The organism is Candidatus Eisenbacteria bacterium, from assembly GCA_005893275.1.
GTDB lineage: Bacteria > Eisenbacteria > RBG-16-71-46 > SZUA-252 > SZUA-252 > WS-7.
Map to the genome: position 1 here is coordinate 47,910 of VBOW01000014.1, position 15,697 is coordinate 63,606.

Below are 15,697 nucleotides of genomic sequence, written 5' to 3' on the forward strand. Positions count from 1 at the left end.
TCTCACTCCGCGATCGGCTGGAGCGCGCCCGAGTGGATGCGCTGCAGCGTTTCGAGGTCCATGTCCACCAGGGTGTGCCCTCCGTCCAAAATTCGAAATCGAGGCTCGGCAAGGGTCCGTCCGACCATGGCCGCGTCCGTTTCCCAGCGGTCGAAAAGGTTCAGAAGCTCGGTCAGCCGATCCTTGGCCACCTCGAAGAGGAAGCCGGGCGCTTCCGAGTAGAGCCGGGATTCGGGCGATGTGCTCCCGAGGCCGGAGATCGGGATCTGGACCCCGATGCCCTGGGCCGCGTAGCCGCCGAGCGCCATCTCGAGGGCCGTGATCGCGAGCCCCCCTTCGGCGATGTCGTGGCACGCGAGCACGATTCCGGTCCGCACCGCCTCGAGCGCGGCGTAGATGCGCCGGCGCTCCCGGTCGAAGTCGAGATCGGGGAGCGGTCCATCGGTCCGGTTCGAGAGGGCAAAACCGAGCTGCGAAGCACCCAGCCGGTCCTGTCGCGGCCCGCTCAGGACGAGGACGCTGCCGGCGCGCTTGGTCGCGCTCGTCACGGCGACACTCCAGTCCGCCAGGACGCCGAGGCCGGCCACGATCGGCGAGGGCTCCACGGCCCGACCCGAGGGAGCCTCGTTATAGAAGGATACGTTTCCCGAAACTACCGCGACCGGAGGCCCGGACAACCCGTCCTTGCCGAGCGCCCGCGCCGCATCGCCGAGCCCGCGAACGCTCTGGACGAAATCCCCGAAGACTTCCGGATCCTCGGGGTTCCCGAAGTTCAAGCAATCCGTGAGCGCGGCGGGCTCCGCGCCCACCGCGACCAAGTTGCGCAGGACCTCGCACACCACGTGGGCCGTTCCCCAGTAAGGGTCGGCCGCGACCCACCACGGGTTTCCGTCCACCGTGACCGCGCAGCCGAGCATCGATCCCGGAATCGGCGCGAGGACGGAGGCGTCCGCCTCGCCCGCCCGGAGGACCATCCTTCCCTGAACCTCGGTGTCGTAGTAGCGGATGATCGGCTCGCGCGAAGCGAGATTCATGCTCTGCGCCATGCGCGTGAAGAGCGCCTCGTGATCGTGCACCGGTGGGAGCGGCGGCGGCGCGGGGGCCTTGGGCCGCGGCCGCTCGGGCCTCAAGTGTTCGATACCGGCGGTGATGACCTCGACCGGGGAATCGCAGACCGCTTGGCCCCCCTTCAGAATCCTGTAGCGCGGGTCGGTCCGCACGCGTCCGATGACCGCCGCGCAAGCGCCCTGGTACACCTCGGGAAGGGCGTACGTGGCGTTGTAGAGCTCGAGCACGCGGTCGGCGACCCGCTCCGGAACGACCAGGGCAAATCGCTCCTGGGTCTCGGAGCACGCGATCACTTCGGGAGGGTATTCGCCTCGCGCCACGGGGACGCGGTCCAGGTCGACGTCCATCCCGAATCCCCCGGCGGCGGCCAGCTCGGAGGAAGCGCACGCGATTCCGCCCGCGCCCAGATCCTTGAACCCAAAGGAGACGCCCTGCCCGTGGAGCATGTCCAGCATGGCGCGGTTCGCCTCCAGGAGCACCCGTTTCAGGAAAGGATCGGGCACCTGGACGTGGCCCCGCTGCGTCTCGGCGTTCTCCTCGAGAACGGCCGACGCGAAGGACGCGCCCCCGAAACCGGTTTCGTCGGTCGGCTTCCCGATCAGGACGAGAACGTAGGGTTCCCGGCGCGCCGCCTCCGGCACCCGGCTCCGCACGACGCGATCGGCGCGCACGAGCCCGAGCGAGACCACGTTCACCAGACAGTTTTCGTCGAATCGCGGCGAGAAGAAAACATCGCCACCCAAATTCGGGACCCCGAGCGCGTCGCCGTATTGCCAAATCCCGTCGATCACGCCGCGCACGATCTCCCGCACCGGCGCGGAGCGCGGCCCGTCGGGGTCGCCGAACCGGAGCGAGTCCATGACGCCGATGACCTCGGCCCCCATGCACGCCACGTCGCGCACGATGCCGCCGATCCCGGTCGCGGCCCCTTCCGTGGGGACGACCTGGGAGGGATGGTTATGGCTCTCGTGCGCGATCACGAGCGCGTACTCCACACCCTCGTGGACACCGAAGCGGACGACGCCGGCGTCCTCCCCCGGCCCGAGGATGACGCGCGGACTCTGGGTGGGCAAATGCGCCTTCAAGACCCGCCGGCTGCTCTTGTACGAGCAGTGCTCGCTCCACATCGTGTCGAAGATGGTCGCCTCCACGCGCGTGGGGTCCCGCTCGAGAAGCGAGAGCATCCGCCGCGCTTCGGCGGGGGCGAGCCTCAGGCCTTCCCGTGCGAGGAGCCCCGCGAGGGCGCGGTCGTCCGCGCCCGCGAGCGGAAGAATGGGGGCGCTAGCGGCCTGCTGCAACGGGTTCCCCCAAAACGCGTTCAAATATTCGGTTCACGTGACGGATGAAGTGGGCCGGATCGAAGCAGGCGAGGAGCTTTTCTTTGGAAAGGAAGCGGGACACGGTGGGATCCGCGAGCAACCGGGTCGCGAGGTCGGGCTGGCCCCGCCACGCCGCCATCGCGTGGCGCTGCACCACGGCGTAGGCGTCCTCGCGACTCTGGCCCGCGTGGACGAGAGCCAGGAGGACCCGTTGCGAGTAGATCAAGCCGCGGGTCATCTCCAGATTCGAGCGCATCCGCTCCGGGTACACGTTCAAGCCTTCGAGCACCTCGCGAAGCTGGGCCGCCATGAAATCCGCGGCAAGAAACGAGTCCGGCAGGATCACGCGCTCCACGCTCGAGTGGCTGATGTCGCGCTCGTGCCAGAGCGCTACGTTTTCGAGCGCGGCATGGGCGTTCGCGCGCAGGAGCCGGGCGAGCCCGCAGATCCGCTCGCAGTTGACCGGATTTCGCTTGTGCGGCATCGCCGACGAGCCCTTCTGTCCTTCCCGGAACGGCTCCTCCGCCTCGAGGACCTCGGTCCTCTGGAGATGCCGGATCTCGAGCGCGATCTTCTCGAGCGAGGCCCCGAGGAGGGCCACGGCCTGCAGGACCTCGGCATGCCGGTCGCGCTGCACCACCTGCGTGGTCACAGGATCGGGCGCCAAGCCGAGCGAGCCCAGCACTTCCTCCTCTAAGTCGGGGCTCAAGTGCGCATGCGTCCCCACCGCTCCGGAGAGTTTTCCCACGGCGATGGCGGCGCGCGCGCGAGCGAGCCGTTCCATCGCCCGCCCCAGCTCCTCGTACCAGACCAGGACCTTCAATCCAAACGTGATCGGCTCGGCGTGAACGCCGTGGGTTCGGCCGACCATGATCGTCTCCTTGTGCCGGAGCGCCAGCGCCCGCGCCGTCTCCCGGAGCCGGCCCACCTCCGCTCCCAGGAGATCGCACGCCCGCGTCATCGTGAGCCCAAGCGCGGTATCCACGAGATCGGACGAGGTCATCCCCCGGTGGAGGTGGCGCGCGTCCTCCCCGGCCGTTTCCGCGATGTGGGTCAGGAACGCGATGACGTCATGGCGGACCGTCGTCTCGAGCGCCTCGATGAGGGCGGGATCGATCCTGGCCTTCGACCGGATCCGCGCGGAGGTACCCGCGGGAATGTCCCCGCGCCGCTCCATCGCGGCGCAGACCGCGAGCTCTACATCGAGCCAGGTCCGGTAGCGGGCGTCGTCGTCGAAGAGCGCCGCCATTTCCTTGCGGCTGTAGCGGGAAATCATCGTCTCACTCCGGCAGCTCCTGCAAGACGAGGCGGAGCGTCAGCGACGCTCCGTCCCGCTCCACGGTGAGCGTGATGGCATCCCCCACGTTCGCCCCGAAGAGAGCGCGGTAGGCTTCGTTCACGTCCCCGACCGGAGTGCCGTTCACTTTTCGGATGATGTCGCCGATCTTCACCCCCGCCTTGTCGGCGGGGCTCCCCTTTTCCAGGGAGGCGACGTAAAGCCCGTTTCGATCGCTTGTGCCGAGCCGCTCGGCCAAGTAGGGGGTGATGTCCCAGGTCCCGACGCCGATCCAGACGTTGCGCACCCTGCCGTATCGGATCAGCTCGTCCACCACGCGTTTCGCGGCATCGATCGGAATCGCGAACCCGATGCCCTCCGAGCCGCCGCTCTTGGTGAAGATGAACGTGTTCACGCCGATCACTTCGCCGCGCGCGTTCACGAGGGGCCCCCCGGAATTCCCCGGATTGATGGCGGCATCGGTCTGAATCATGTTCTTGTAAATCCCGCCGCTCGTCGTTTCGGCCTTGATGTCCCGGCGCGTCGCGCTGATTACGCCGGCGGTGACCGTCGGCTGGGTGTCGTTGAGCAGGAAGCCGAACGGATTTCCGATCGCGATCGCCCACTCTCCGACCATGAGATCTTCGGAGTTCCCGAGCGGCGCCACCGGCAGCTTGTCTCCCTCGATCTTCACGATCGCGACGTCGTACTGGGGCTGGGCCCCAACCACCTTGCCCGTGAAGGACCGTCCGTCGGCCAGGATGACGGTGATCTTCTCGGCTCCATGCACCACGTGCTCGTTCGTGAGCACGTAGCCCTTCGGCGAAATGACGAAACCGGAGCCCATGCTCGGAATCTGCTCCCGGTATCGATAGGAAGGGATCATGTCCCGGAAAAAAGGCTCGAAGAATTCGCTGCCGAAGGGAACCGACTGGACGAGGCGGGTCTGCACGACGCTGATCGTGACCACGCTGGGCCCGACCCGCTCGGCGGCCTGCACGATCGCGGTCCGGCGGGAATTCCCCGGATCGCGGTGGGCCTGGCTGTCCTCGGCGACGGCCACGCCGGGTCGGACGTCTCCCCCCGGGGAGGGCGTCAGAATCACGGTCGCTCCAAGGATGAGCGCCCCCAGCAAGAGGAAGCCGAACAGGACCCCCCACAACCAAGCGCTCCTGGATTCCTTTCGCCTCCAGCGCGTGACCTTGGCATTCAACTCAAGCAACGACATCCAAGCGCTCCTTGGGGAGCCACCCCAGGCCGGGATAGCGAACCCGCATGAGATACAAGCCGTGCGCGGGGGCGGGCGGCGCCGCCGCTCTGCGGTCGCGCGCCTCGAGAACCTCGCGGATCGCTTTCGCGCCCCCAGATTCCTCGGCGGCGCGAATCGTGGTCGACACGATGCGTCGCACCATAGTGTACAGGAAGCGGTCGGCCACGATGTCGAAGCGGGTCACCCGCCCGCGCCGCGACCAGCCCGCGTGGGTCACGGCGCAGACCGTCCCCCCGTCGTCGCCCCCCTGCTTGGAAAACGAAACGAAGTCGTGCCTGCCCAGAAGAGGCCTCGACGCACTGCGGAGCGCCTCGAGGTCCGCCCGGATCGGGCGAGTCCACGCGTAACGGCGTTTCAGCGCCGAGGGCTGCGGTACGATCAGGTAGCGGTACGCGCGCCGCATCGCGCGGTATCGGGCGTGAAACCTGGGCTCCGCCTCGGCCGCCTCGACGATGCGGATGTCGGGTGGCAGATGCGCGTTCAGGGCCGCGCGCAGCCGCTCGGGCGTGAGCCTCGTGTTCAGCGTCGCGCTCGCCACTTGCCCCGCGGCATGACAGCCCGAGTCGGTCCTGCCCGCTCCGGCGATCCGAACCCTCGCGCCGGTGACGCGCCAGATCGCCTGCTCGATCTCCCCCTGCACGGTGCGGTCCCTCGGTTGCACCTGCCATCCGCGGAACTCGGTGCCGTCGAACTCGATTCCGAGCCGCAGCGTCAGCGTGCGAGCTTCAGAGGCCACGGAGAAACCATGCGGCGGCGCCCGCGCTCCCCAAGATGGCGGCCCACTCCCTGAGACCCCATGCCAGGTCGAGCCCCGTGCGCCGGGCGCGCCCGGCCACGTACCCCCTCGTGATGAGGGCGTCGGCGAACGCGTCGCTGACGCGAAGCATCGTCCCGAGAAAGGGAAAGAACCAGGCGAGGAGGTAGCGAGCCCTCCCACGGAGACCGCGACCCACGCGGATGCCGCGGGCGCGGAGCGCCGTCACGTGCTGCTCGGCTTCACGCAGGGCGAGCGGAAGGAGCGCCGCCGTGAGCCGGGCGCTTTCGGAGAGGAGCAGAAGGAATCGCGGTCTCGCGGGCGGCCGAAAGCCCATCAGCCATCGGGCGACTCGGCCGAGCGCCCTCCGCGCGGCCCAGCGCAATAAGTAGAGGAGCGCCAGAAGTCGAAGCGCCACGACCGCGGCGGGCCCCAGCGCTTGGCGGAAGTCCCTGCCCGCGGCCGCCAGATGCGCGAGGAAGACGATCGACGCAAGCCCCACGAGCGGCGCCTCGCCTCGCGCGGATCGTCGCTCCGCGCGGAGGGCCGCGGAACCGAGGAGGAATGCCGCGGCCGCGAGGTCGACCCACGAGCGGCACATCGCGAGGCCCGCGCACAATACCGCGAGAGAGAAAACCCAGGCCAAGGGATGGAGCGCGGGCGTTCTGCTAGGTTTCGGGTCTAGGTCATCGAGTTCCGGCGAGCCGGGCACTTGCTGCGAGTCCTCCGTGCCTTCGGAGGCGGGGCTCCGCTCTCGGCGCTCCGCCTGAGACCTGACCTTACACGGAGGGGAACCCGCCGTCAACTCCACCCGCGCTGCCCGGGCGCACGCTCAGGGCTCGCGCCGAAGCGGCCGAAACCAGCCCAGCAACGTGAGCACGCTCGCGAGCCCCAAACAGAGCCCGGACACCCAGTCCCCCCATAGGCGGAACAGCGTTGGACGCGAGCCCAGCGCGACGTCCCCGAGGATCACGGCCTCCCGGAAGAGCGGACTTTCCTGCGTTACGCGCCCGACCGGATCGACGAGCATGGAGATGCCGGTGTTCGCGCAGCGCGCCATCCCGAGCCCCTGCTCCACGCACCGCAAGATCGCCATGTCGGCGTGCTGGCGCGGCGCCGCCGTCCGCCCGAACCACTCGTCGTTTGTGATGTTCACGAGGAATCGGGCACCGTCCACACCATAGTCGCGGGAAAGCTCCGGGAAGATCGACTCGAAACAAATCAACACGCCGAACGAGGCCGTTCCGAGCTGGAACAGGTACGGACGCGTTCCCGGCGTCCATTCCGCCTGACCCAGATCGATCTTCCCGAGAAACGGCAGGACGCCCTGAAACGGGATCCGCTCGCCGAACGGCACGAGATGGATCTTCTCGTACTGTCCCGCGATGACGCCGCGAGGCAGGACCAAGCCGGCGGCGTTGTGCGTGATCACGCCTCCGCTCAAGCTCAGGGTCGCGTCCGGGTACCCCACGAGAAGCGGCGCGTTCAGCTCGCGCACCAGATTGTACAGCCGCCCCAGCTTTCGCCCTTCGAGCCGGACATAGAACGGGAGCGCCGTCTCCGGCCAGACGAGGAGGTCCGGTTTCGGCTCGCTCTGCGCCGCCTCGACCGAGAGCCGGGCGAGGGTGCCCATGCTCTTCTCCTGATGGGCCGTGTCCCATTTCTCCTCGCTCCCGATATTGGGCTGCACGAGAGCGACCCTGACCGATCCCTCCGGTTTCCAGGAACGAATTCTCGCGGCTCCCCACACGACCGGAAGCGCGAGCCCGAGGGCGGCGACCAACCCGAGGGCCACCCTCGAGGGCCACCGCTTCGTCATGATCGCGCCGGCGATGAGCGCGTTCACCGAGACGACCCAAACGCTGAGCCCGGGCGCGCCGACGAGGGAGGCTCCCTGAATCCACGCGGGGTGCTCCGCGAGGGCGTAGCTCACGTTTCCCCAGGGGCACCCCAGCGGGCCCGAGGACTTGAGCCATTCACAAGCGCCCCAGACGGCGGGCGCCACGACGAGGGGGGGCCATCCAATACGCCGGCGGATGAAACCCGCGAGCCAGCCGAAGAGCGCCACGTACGACCCGAGGTAGAGAGCGAGCGCCAGAAGCCCCGGGAAGATAATCCAGGGGTGGGTCATCGCCCGGGCCGGAAGCCTCACCAGCCACCAGAAGAGGAGCGCGTTGAAGACCATTCCTGTGATCCACGCGACCCTGCCCTGGCCGCGCACGCTCCCGCCAGGGGAGGTGAGGGTGGCCGGCCCGGTGGATTCGCGCTGCATCCACATCAAGAGGGGAACCAGAGCGACGAAGGCGAGGGGCATGAGCCCCGGCTTCGGAAAGGAGAGGCTGAGCAGAACGCCGGACGCGGCCGCGGAGAGCGGCCCGCGGAAGCGGTTAATGGAGCCGAACCTCGCGGCGAGTCTCGGCGGACTGGTAGATCGCGTCGATGATCCTCATGATGTGGAGACCCTCCTCCGGAGAAGCCTGAGGGCGTTCGCCTTGGCTGATACAGCGCAGAAAGTGCTCGAGCTCCGATTCGTAGGATTGCTTGTACAGGTTCCGCCCCGAGTCGAGCGAGGGCGTGACATCCTTGAGCCTCCCTCCCATTTCCTTGTGGATCCGGAACGGGTGCAGGAGGGCTGCCCCTTCCGTCCCGTACAGGTTCAAGTACGCGAAATTCTTCTCGAGCAGGAGCGCCCAACTCACTTCCAGCGTGAGCGAGGCGCCGTTCTCAAGGAGCAGCATCGCGGCCACCGTGTCTTCAACGTCCTGGCGTGGATCGCGGCCGTATTTGGTCGCGGTCACGGAGACCACCTTGGGGTTGCCCAAGAGCCAGACCGAGAGATCGAGCATCTGAACGCCGAGGTCCATCAAGACGCCGCCCCCGGAGCTCCGCTTGTTGGTGTACCACTCGGGGCCGCCCCGCTCCGTGCGATATCGCAGCCAGCCGGTCTTGGCGTAGAAGATATCTCCCAGCTCTCGACGCTCGATGAAGCGGCGCAGGATTTGGGCCTCGGCGCGGAACCGATTGTTCATGGCGTACATCAGAGTCTTTCCCGAGCGCCGGGCCGCCTCCGCCATCATCTCCGCCTCCGACGCCGTCCGCGCCGGCGGCTTCTCGCAGAGGACGTGCTTGCCGTAGTCCAGCGCGGCGAGCGTCATCGGAGCATGAAGGTGGTTGGGCGTGGCCACGATCACCGCGTCGAGCTCCTTCAAACGGAGCAGCTTCTCGTAGTCGGAGAGCGCGTGCGGAACCCTGAACCGCTCCGCCACGACGCGCGCCTTCTCGGGATCGTCGTCGCAAATGCCAAAGATCTCGACGTCCTTCATGCGCGCGAGGGCGGGCAGGTGATTGACCTGCGCAATGGCTCCGACCCCGATCAGTCCGACGCGGGTGATACCCTGGGGCACGGCAGGCACTCCCGATCATAAAGTGAGGGACAATTCGGCAAGCGTCGCGCGAGTATAGGAATTGAGAGGGCGAAATCAAGGCGAATCGGGATCGAATTCACGAAGTCGGCGCATCTTCTTCCACAGCCCCTGACGCGTGATGCCCAGCGAGCGCGCGGCGCCCGCCTTGTTCCCACCATGCGACTGAAGCGCGCTCCGAATCAGCTCGGCTTCGTACGCGCGGGTCCGCTCCTTGAGATCGGCGGCACGTTCACGGACCAGCGCCGACGCGTCGCGCCCGAAGCCCTCGCCGAGCGAGCGGCGCGTCACCCACCCGGAGGAATCGAGCGCGTGGCAGGCGCGCTCGAGCGCGCCCATCAACTCCCGCACGTTCCCGGGCCACGCGTGCTCCACCAGGGCGGCCAGCGCGTCCTCGCGGATCCCCCGCACCGGAACGCGATCCCGCCGCGAAAGCCGCGTGAGAACGTGGGCGGCCAGGAGCGGAATATCTCCCAGCCGCTCGCGGAGCGGCGGTATCGCGAGCGTGAGCACGTGGAGCCGGTAGAAGAGGTCCGCGCGAAAGCGACCCTCCGAGACCTCCGCGCTCAGATTGCGGTGTGTCGCCGCCAGGATCCGGACGTCAACGCGCCTCGCGCGTGAATCCCCCACGCGGCGAATCTCCCCTTCCTGCACCACGCGCAGGAGGCGGCTCTGCACCGAGGGGCTCGCGTCGCCGATCTCGTCCAGGAAGAGCGTACCCTTGTCGGCCGCCTCGAAGAGACCCGCGCGATCGGCGTGGGCTCCGGTGAACGAGCCCCGGGTGTGGCCGAAGAGCTCGCTCTCGACGAGCGTGTCGGTGATCGCGCCGAAGTTGTGAGGTATGAAAGGCCCGGCAGGACGCAACGAGAGCGCGTGCAGGGCTCGGGCGACCAGCTCTTTTCCCGTGCCGGTCTCGCCCAGAATGAGCACGGTGGCGTGGCTCTTCGCGAGGGCCCGGATCCGCTCGCCGAGCTCGCGGATTCCGGGGCTTATCCCGACGAGCCCGAGCGACTCGGCGTAAGGCCCAAAGCCCTCCCGTGCGACGTGCTCGAGCGTGCAGCGCCCCGCCGCCTCGGGAGGGGATGCCATCCCCCGTCCCACGTCCCGCCCCTCCGCTCCGCTACGCCGTGAGCCTCACCTCGCGGCGCCCTTTCGCGATGACGCCGATGCGATAGTGGGGGTGGCCGGCCTGCCCCAGGGCACGCTCCACCGCCGGCGCGTCCTCCTGCTTCACGACGAGGATCATGCCGAGACCCATGTTCCACACTTCGTACGCTTCCACCTCGCTCACTTGTCCCGCCTCGCGGAGAAAGCGGAAGACCGGGAGCACGGGCCAGGTCCCCACCGTTACCTCCGCAGAGAGCCCGGGGGGGAGCGCGCGGACGAGGTTTCCCGGAATCCCTCCGCCCGTGATGTGCGCCATCCCGCGCACCGCGCCCGCGGCGCGCGCGATCCGCACGGGTGGGCCGTAGTAAGGATGAGGCTTGAGCAGCTCCTGCCCCACCGTGGCGTCTCCGAACGGCAGCCGGTCGGACACGGCGAGCCCCATCGTATCGAAGAGGATCCTTCTCGCGAGCGAGTATCCGTTGGTGTGGAGCCCGACCGCGGGAAGCCCCAGGAGGATGTCCCCCGCGACGATCGTCGAGCCGTCGATCCATTCCGCCTCGGACGTGAGCCCCACGATCGCGCCCGCGAGATCGTACTCGCCCGGCGCGTAGAGGCCCGGCATCTCGGCCGTCTCTCCCCCGATGAGCGCGCAGCCCACCTCGCGGCATCCGCGCGCGAGACCCGAGACCAGCTCCTCGACCCGCGGGGGGTCGAGCGTGCCCATGGCGACGTAGTCGAGGAAGAAGAGCGGGGTCGCTCCGTGGACGAGGATGTCGTTGCCGCAATGGCGAACGAGGTCCGCCCCGATCGAGTCGTGCTTCCCGCAGAGGATCGCGACCTTGAGCTTCGTGCCGACGCCGTCCATGCTCGCGGCGAGCAACCGTCCGGGGACGCCCGGAATCCGGTAGGCGCCCGCGAACCCGCCGAGATCGGCCGCCACGTTCGCATTGAACGTCGAGCGGCAGAGCTCGCGGATGCGGTCGAGCGCTTCCTCCCCCTTGCGGATGTTCACCCCCGCGTCGCGATACCGGCTCATCAGAATATCTCGACGAGCAGCTCCGAATCCCGTGGAGCGATATGCAGGCCGCCCGATTCGTGGAGCTCGGAGAGCGCCGCGACCGGCCTCGGATCGAACTGGGAGCCGGAGTGCCGGCGGAGCTCTGCGAGGGCCCGCTGGGCGGGGAGCCCCTTCCGATAGGGCCGGTCCGAGGTCATCGCGTCGAACGCGTCGCACGCGTGGATGATCCGGGCACCCAGCGGCACGTCCGAATCGCCGAGCCCCGCCGGATAGCCTCGCCCATCAGGCCGCCAGTGGTGGGTGCGCACCATCGCCGCCGCGGAGCGGAGCGCGCGGATCTGTCCCACGATACGAGCGCCCGCCTCGGGGTGGCGCATCATGAGCCGGCGCTCCTCGTGGTCGAGCGCCTCGGGTTTTCGGATCACCTCCGGATGCTGGGCGATCTTCCCGATGTCGTGGCAGAGCGCCGCGTAGTGGATCGTCTCCACCTCGTCCTCGCGAAGCCCCAGGTGCCGCGCCACGCGCACAGAGTACTCGGCGACGCGGACCGAGTGCTCATGCGTGTACGGATCCACGGCGTCGAGCACCACGCTCAACGCGCGGACGAAGCTAGCGAGATCCTCCTTGAGATCGGCGTAGAGCTGGAGCGCGTACCGCGCGGACAGGAGCGGGAGCACGAGAAGCAGCACGCCCGGGATTCCCGCCGCGACGCGGACCCGGGCGAACAGAAGGCCGAACCCGATCGAGAGCGCATACTGCGGGATACCGTCGCGGAACTGATGGCGCCAGATTCGGCCGGGATCCTCGCCCGTCCGCGTGCCCATGAGGAGACTCACGGCGCCGGTATTGAGCATGAAATAAAGGGAGCCCGCGATGAGCACCGGGAGGAGATCCGGCCCCAGACGCGGCGACCCGAGCGATCCCCCCGCGGCGAGATACGCGCAGCCCGCGAGAATCGTGGTCGACGCATAGAGGCCCGCGTTGAGCGTCGCGTCGCCGGGGCGCTGGCGCAGGATCAGCATCTGGGCGGCAAGCGTGGTGATCAGGTCGAGCGCACCCGCGACCCACGGGCCGAAGAGCAGGATCGCGCCCACGTCCAGGATCGACGCGATCGTCATCGTTCCGCCGCGGATCATCGGAACGGGCAGCGCCTCCGCCAGGATGAGGAGCACGAACCAGACGCCGACGCCCACGACGTCCCACCGCGTCTGCTTCACCTCCGGCCCGCCGAAGATCGCGAGAAGGACGGGAAGGGCCGCCAGGAACGACGGCAGCAGCATCCAGAGAAACCCCGGGCTCCACGCGGCGGGCTTCGCCGTAGCCTGCTTCGGCTCGACCGGCGTCACGAGCTCCGCTTCCAGTCTGCGACCCAAGGCCCCTCCCCTCGCGAATAGGATCCGCTTCCGCACGGAGTGTGCCAGGGAGCACCCCCGAGCGCCAGAGGGCAACTTCCATGCGGGACGGAACAAGCCGTGGGACGCCGGGCGGCCTTCCCCGGGGCCGCGCGTCGGGCGATCGACGGCGTCAACGAAGGAGCCGCGCCGTGTCGTCCAGGCTGAACCGGGTCATCTCCATGATCTCGTCCGCCCTGCGGAGAACCTCCGCGCGCTTCGCGCGGAGCAGCCCCTGCACGCCGAAATCCTCCACGGTGAAGGACGCCATCACGCATCCGTAGACGGCCGCGGCACGGAGCGTGCGGTCGGTGAGGCGGCCCATCCGCGCGAGCGCGCCGAAGAATCCGCCCGCGAACGTATCGCCGGCCCCGGTCGGATCGATCACGCTCTCGATCGGAACCGCCGGACAGGTGAAGTAGAGGTCGCGTCCCAGCAAGAACGCGCCGTGCTCTCCCTGCTTGATCGCCACGGTCTCCGGGCCGAGGCTCAGGATCGCCCGCGCGGCGCGGTGCGTGAGCGACTCGCCGGTCAGCTCGCGCGCCTCCTCTTCGTTGATGAGGAGGATGCGAACCCGCTTGAGAATCGCGAGCAGGGCCTCCCGCTTGTTGTGGATCCAGTAGTTCATCGTGTCGCAGAGCACGAGCCTCGGATCCTTGAGCTGATCGAGCACCTCACGCTGGAGAACCGGGTCGATGTTGGCGAGGAAGATATTTCGAAACGACCGGATTCCGTCGTGGAGCTTCGGGCGGAAACGCTCGAACACGTTGAGCTCGGTGCGCCTCGTTTCGCGCGTATTCATGTCGCGGCTGTAGACGCCCTCCCAGCGGAAGGTTCGCCCCTCCTGAACCTCCAGCCCTGAGAGGTCCAGATCCGGCTGCTCCAAGGCGCGCCGAGCCTCCTCCGGGAAATCGGTGCCGACGACCGCAACGAGCGAGACGGGAACAAAGCGCCGCGCGGCGAGAGAGAAATACGCGGCCGACCCGCCGAGGACATCCTCCACGCGCCCCGCGGGAGTCTCGATCGTGTCCAGCCCGAGGGAACCGACGACGGCGATCGCCAAGGCTACATCGACTCCGGCGCGCTCACGCCCAAGAGCTCGAGCCCGCGCCGCAACACCACCCCCGTCGCGCGGGTGAGGAGGAGCCTCGCCGCCGTGACCGCGACGTCCGGGCCGACGACACGGTGCTGGTGATAAAAGGAATGAAACTTGGCCGCCAACTCCTTGAGATAAATGGGAATGCGATGCGGCTCCCGATGCCTTGCCGCCGCCGCGACCAGCGAAGGAAACCCGGCGATTCCGCGCAAGAGAACCAAGGTCTCCGCTTCGTGCAAGAGCTCAGATCGCGCGGAATCGGGCCCCGGATCCGCCACCCCCTGCTGTCGCGCGTAGTCGAGAATATGCGCGATCCGGGCGTGCGCGTACTGGACGTAGTAGACGGGGTTGTCCTCGCTGCGCTTCACCGCCAGCTCGAGATCGAAGTCGAGAGGGCTCTCGGCGCGCCGCATCAGGAAGAAGAACCGGGCCGCGTCCACCCCCACCTCGTCCACCAGGTCTTCCAGGGTGATGAACTCGCCGGCGCGCTTGGACATCTTGACCGGCTCCCCGCCACGCAAGAGGCGCACCCACTGGATCAGGATCACTTCGAAGCGATCGCGCGGCCACCCCATCGCCTCGATCACGCCCTGCATCCTCTGGATGTGGCCGTGGTGGTCCGGGCCCAAGAGATCGATGAGCCGATCGAACCGGCGCGAGAACTTGTCGTGGTGATACGCGGCATCGGCGAGGAAATAGGTCGGCTCCCCGTTCGCCCTCACGATCACGCGGTCCTCCTGATCGCCGAAGGCGGTCGAGCGAAACCAGAGGGCGCCGTCCCTCTCCTCGCTCAGCCCCCGCTCCGCAAGCCGGGCGCGGGCCTTTTCGACCGCGCCGCCGCGATGGAGCTCGCTTTCCCGAAACCACCGATCGATGCGCGCGCCGAAGCGGGTGAGCTCCCGCTTCTGACGTTCCAGCATCCGGTCGATGCCCCAAGCGGCGAACCGCAAGCGTTGCTCGCGCTCCGGATGCGCCAGCCACTCGCGTCCCTGGGATTCCGGGATCGCGTCGGCGACCTCGGTCACATAGCTCCCCGCGTAGCCCTCTTCGGGGATCGCCGGAGCCTGGACGCCGATCCGCTCCGCGAAGCGCGTCCGGATCGAAGCGCCGAAGAGCTCCGCCTGGAGCCCCCAGTCGTTCGCGTAGAATTCGCCGCTCGCCTCGTAGCCCGCGGTGTTCAGAATCCGGATCAAGGCGTCTCCGATACTCGCGGCTCGGGCATTGACGACGTTCAGCGGTCCGGTCGGATTGGCGCTCACATACTCGATCAGGACCTTCTCTCCCCGGCCCACCGGAGAATTGCCGTAGGCGGCAGGGTCCGAGAGAATACGCCGGACGTTCGCGGCGAGCCAGGCGGGCGCCAGCCGAAAGTTGATGAACCCCGCCCCGGCGGCTTCCACGCCGCTCACCACGTCCGGCTCGATCTCCAAGGATCGGAGCAATGCGCCGGCCACCTCCCGCGGCGGCCGGCGTGCCGTCTTCGCGAGGGTGAGCGCCACCGGGGTGGCCCAGTCGCCGTGCTCCGGCTCACGCGGCACCTCGACCTCGACCCGCGCGCCGTCGGGCATCGAGAAGCCCGCGCGCGCGATCGCCCCCTCTAAGCGTTCGGCGAGGTAGGCCTCAATCGGCCACGGTTTCTCGGTGGGCATCGCCCCATAGCTTGTCTAACAGGTAGTATTCGCGCGCCCGCGCGTGAAAGACGTGCACGACGAAATCGACGTAATCGAGAAGGATCCAGCGCCGTGCCTCGTAGCCCTCGACGTGCCACGGACGGACCCCGCGGGCGCGCATCCCTTCATCGACTGCGTCCGCGATCGCGCGCGTCTGAACTTCGGACTGGCCGGTCGCCAGCACGAAGTAGTCGCACACGCCGTCGAGCTCCCGCAGATCCAGGATCAGGACGTCCTCGGCGCGCTTGGTCAGCGTCAACCGCGCCGCTTCCCGGGCGAGGTCCTTCGCTTGAATGTTCAGGACGG

General features: G+C 68.3%; 12 protein-coding genes. All 12 read right to left on the reverse strand.

The genetic code is table 11. The features are described from left to right. Positions 1-2: 2 nt before the first annotated feature. The 12 genes from purL to rsfS all read right to left on the reverse strand — a co-directional run bounded on the left by purL (position 3) and on the right by rsfS (position 15,686). Positions 3-2,366, reverse strand: a complete 2,364-nt coding sequence (purL, locus tag E6K76_01780; GenBank protein TMQ60391.1) for a phosphoribosylformylglycinamidine synthase subunit PurL — start codon at positions 2,364-2,366, stop codon at positions 3-5. After that, complete coding sequence (locus E6K76_01785) at positions 2,350-3,663, reverse strand: adenylosuccinate lyase (GenBank protein ID TMQ60392.1); 1,314 nt, start codon at positions 3,661-3,663, stop codon at positions 2,350-2,352. Before E6K76_01785 ends, purL begins: the two co-directional genes overlap by 17 nt. 4 nt (positions 3,664-3,667) lie before the next feature. Further along, positions 3,668-4,891: a trypsin-like serine protease gene (locus E6K76_01790; protein TMQ60393.1), complete on the reverse strand. Its 1,224-nt coding sequence runs from the start codon at positions 4,889-4,891 to the stop codon at positions 3,668-3,670. Beyond that, complete coding sequence (truA, locus tag E6K76_01795) at positions 4,878-5,870, reverse strand: tRNA pseudouridine(38-40) synthase TruA (protein TMQ60394.1); 993 nt, start codon at positions 5,868-5,870, stop codon at positions 4,878-4,880. Before truA ends, E6K76_01790 begins: the two co-directional genes overlap by 14 nt. Before the next feature lie 649 nt (positions 5,871-6,519). Continuing rightward, the gene (gene lnt / locus E6K76_01800; GenBank protein TMQ60395.1) at positions 6,520-8,001 is read right to left on the reverse strand and encodes an apolipoprotein N-acyltransferase; all 1,482 of its coding nucleotides are present in this window, start codon (positions 7,999-8,001) and stop codon (positions 6,520-6,522) included. 73 nt (positions 8,002-8,074) lie between these two features. Next, positions 8,075-9,100, reverse strand: a complete 1,026-nt coding sequence (locus tag E6K76_01805; protein TMQ60396.1) for a Gfo/Idh/MocA family oxidoreductase — start codon at positions 9,098-9,100, stop codon at positions 8,075-8,077. A gap of 66 nt (positions 9,101-9,166) precedes the next feature. Beyond that, complete coding sequence (locus tag E6K76_01810; protein ID TMQ60397.1) at positions 9,167-10,210, reverse strand: two-component system response regulator; 1,044 nt, start codon at positions 10,208-10,210, stop codon at positions 9,167-9,169. A 19-nt stretch (positions 10,211-10,229) separates the two neighbouring features. Then, complete coding sequence (locus E6K76_01815) at positions 10,230-11,252, reverse strand: phosphoribosylformylglycinamidine cyclo-ligase (protein TMQ60398.1); 1,023 nt, start codon at positions 11,250-11,252, stop codon at positions 10,230-10,232. Continuing rightward, positions 11,252-12,607 carry an HD-GYP domain-containing protein gene (locus tag E6K76_01820; GenBank protein TMQ60399.1) on the reverse strand — a complete coding sequence of 452 codons (1,356 nt, stop codon included), beginning with the start codon at positions 12,605-12,607 and terminating at the stop codon, positions 11,252-11,254. Before E6K76_01820 ends, E6K76_01815 begins: the two co-directional genes overlap by 1 nt. Positions 12,608-12,758: 151 nt before the next feature. Next, entirely contained in the window at positions 12,759-13,688 is a 930-nt protein-coding gene (locus tag E6K76_01825) for a sugar kinase (protein ID TMQ60400.1), read from the reverse strand. Between the two features lie 2 nt (positions 13,689-13,690). Next, positions 13,691-15,370 carry an arginine--tRNA ligase gene (locus E6K76_01830; protein TMQ60401.1) on the reverse strand — a complete coding sequence of 560 codons (1,680 nt, stop codon included), beginning with the start codon at positions 15,368-15,370 and terminating at the stop codon, positions 13,691-13,693. Further along, positions 15,342-15,686 (reverse strand): ribosome silencing factor, encoded by a 345-nt coding sequence (gene rsfS / locus E6K76_01835; protein TMQ60485.1) that lies wholly within the window; start codon positions 15,684-15,686, stop codon positions 15,342-15,344. The genes E6K76_01830 and rsfS overlap by 29 nt, the downstream gene beginning before the upstream one ends. Between the last annotated feature and the right edge of the window lie 11 nt (positions 15,687-15,697).

Excerpts from the sequence above, each read along its gene's own strand:
- E6K76_01830 (TMQ60401.1), bottom strand. The coding sequence starts at position 15,370 with ATGCCCACCGAGAAACCGTGGCCGATTGAGGCCTACCTCGCCGAACGC.
- E6K76_01785 (TMQ60392.1), bottom strand. The coding sequence starts at position 3,663 with ATGATTTCCCGCTACAGCCGCAAGGAAATGGCGGCGCTCTTCGACGAC.
- E6K76_01815 (TMQ60398.1), bottom strand. The coding sequence starts at position 11,252 with ATGAGCCGGTATCGCGACGCGGGGGTGAACATCCGCAAGGGGGAGGAA.
- E6K76_01790 (TMQ60393.1), bottom strand. The coding sequence starts at position 4,891 with ATGTCGTTGCTTGAGTTGAATGCCAAGGTCACGCGCTGGAGGCGAAAG.
- lnt (TMQ60395.1), bottom strand. The coding sequence starts at position 8,001 with ATGCCCCTCGCCTTCGTCGCTCTGGTTCCCCTCTTGATGTGGATGCAG.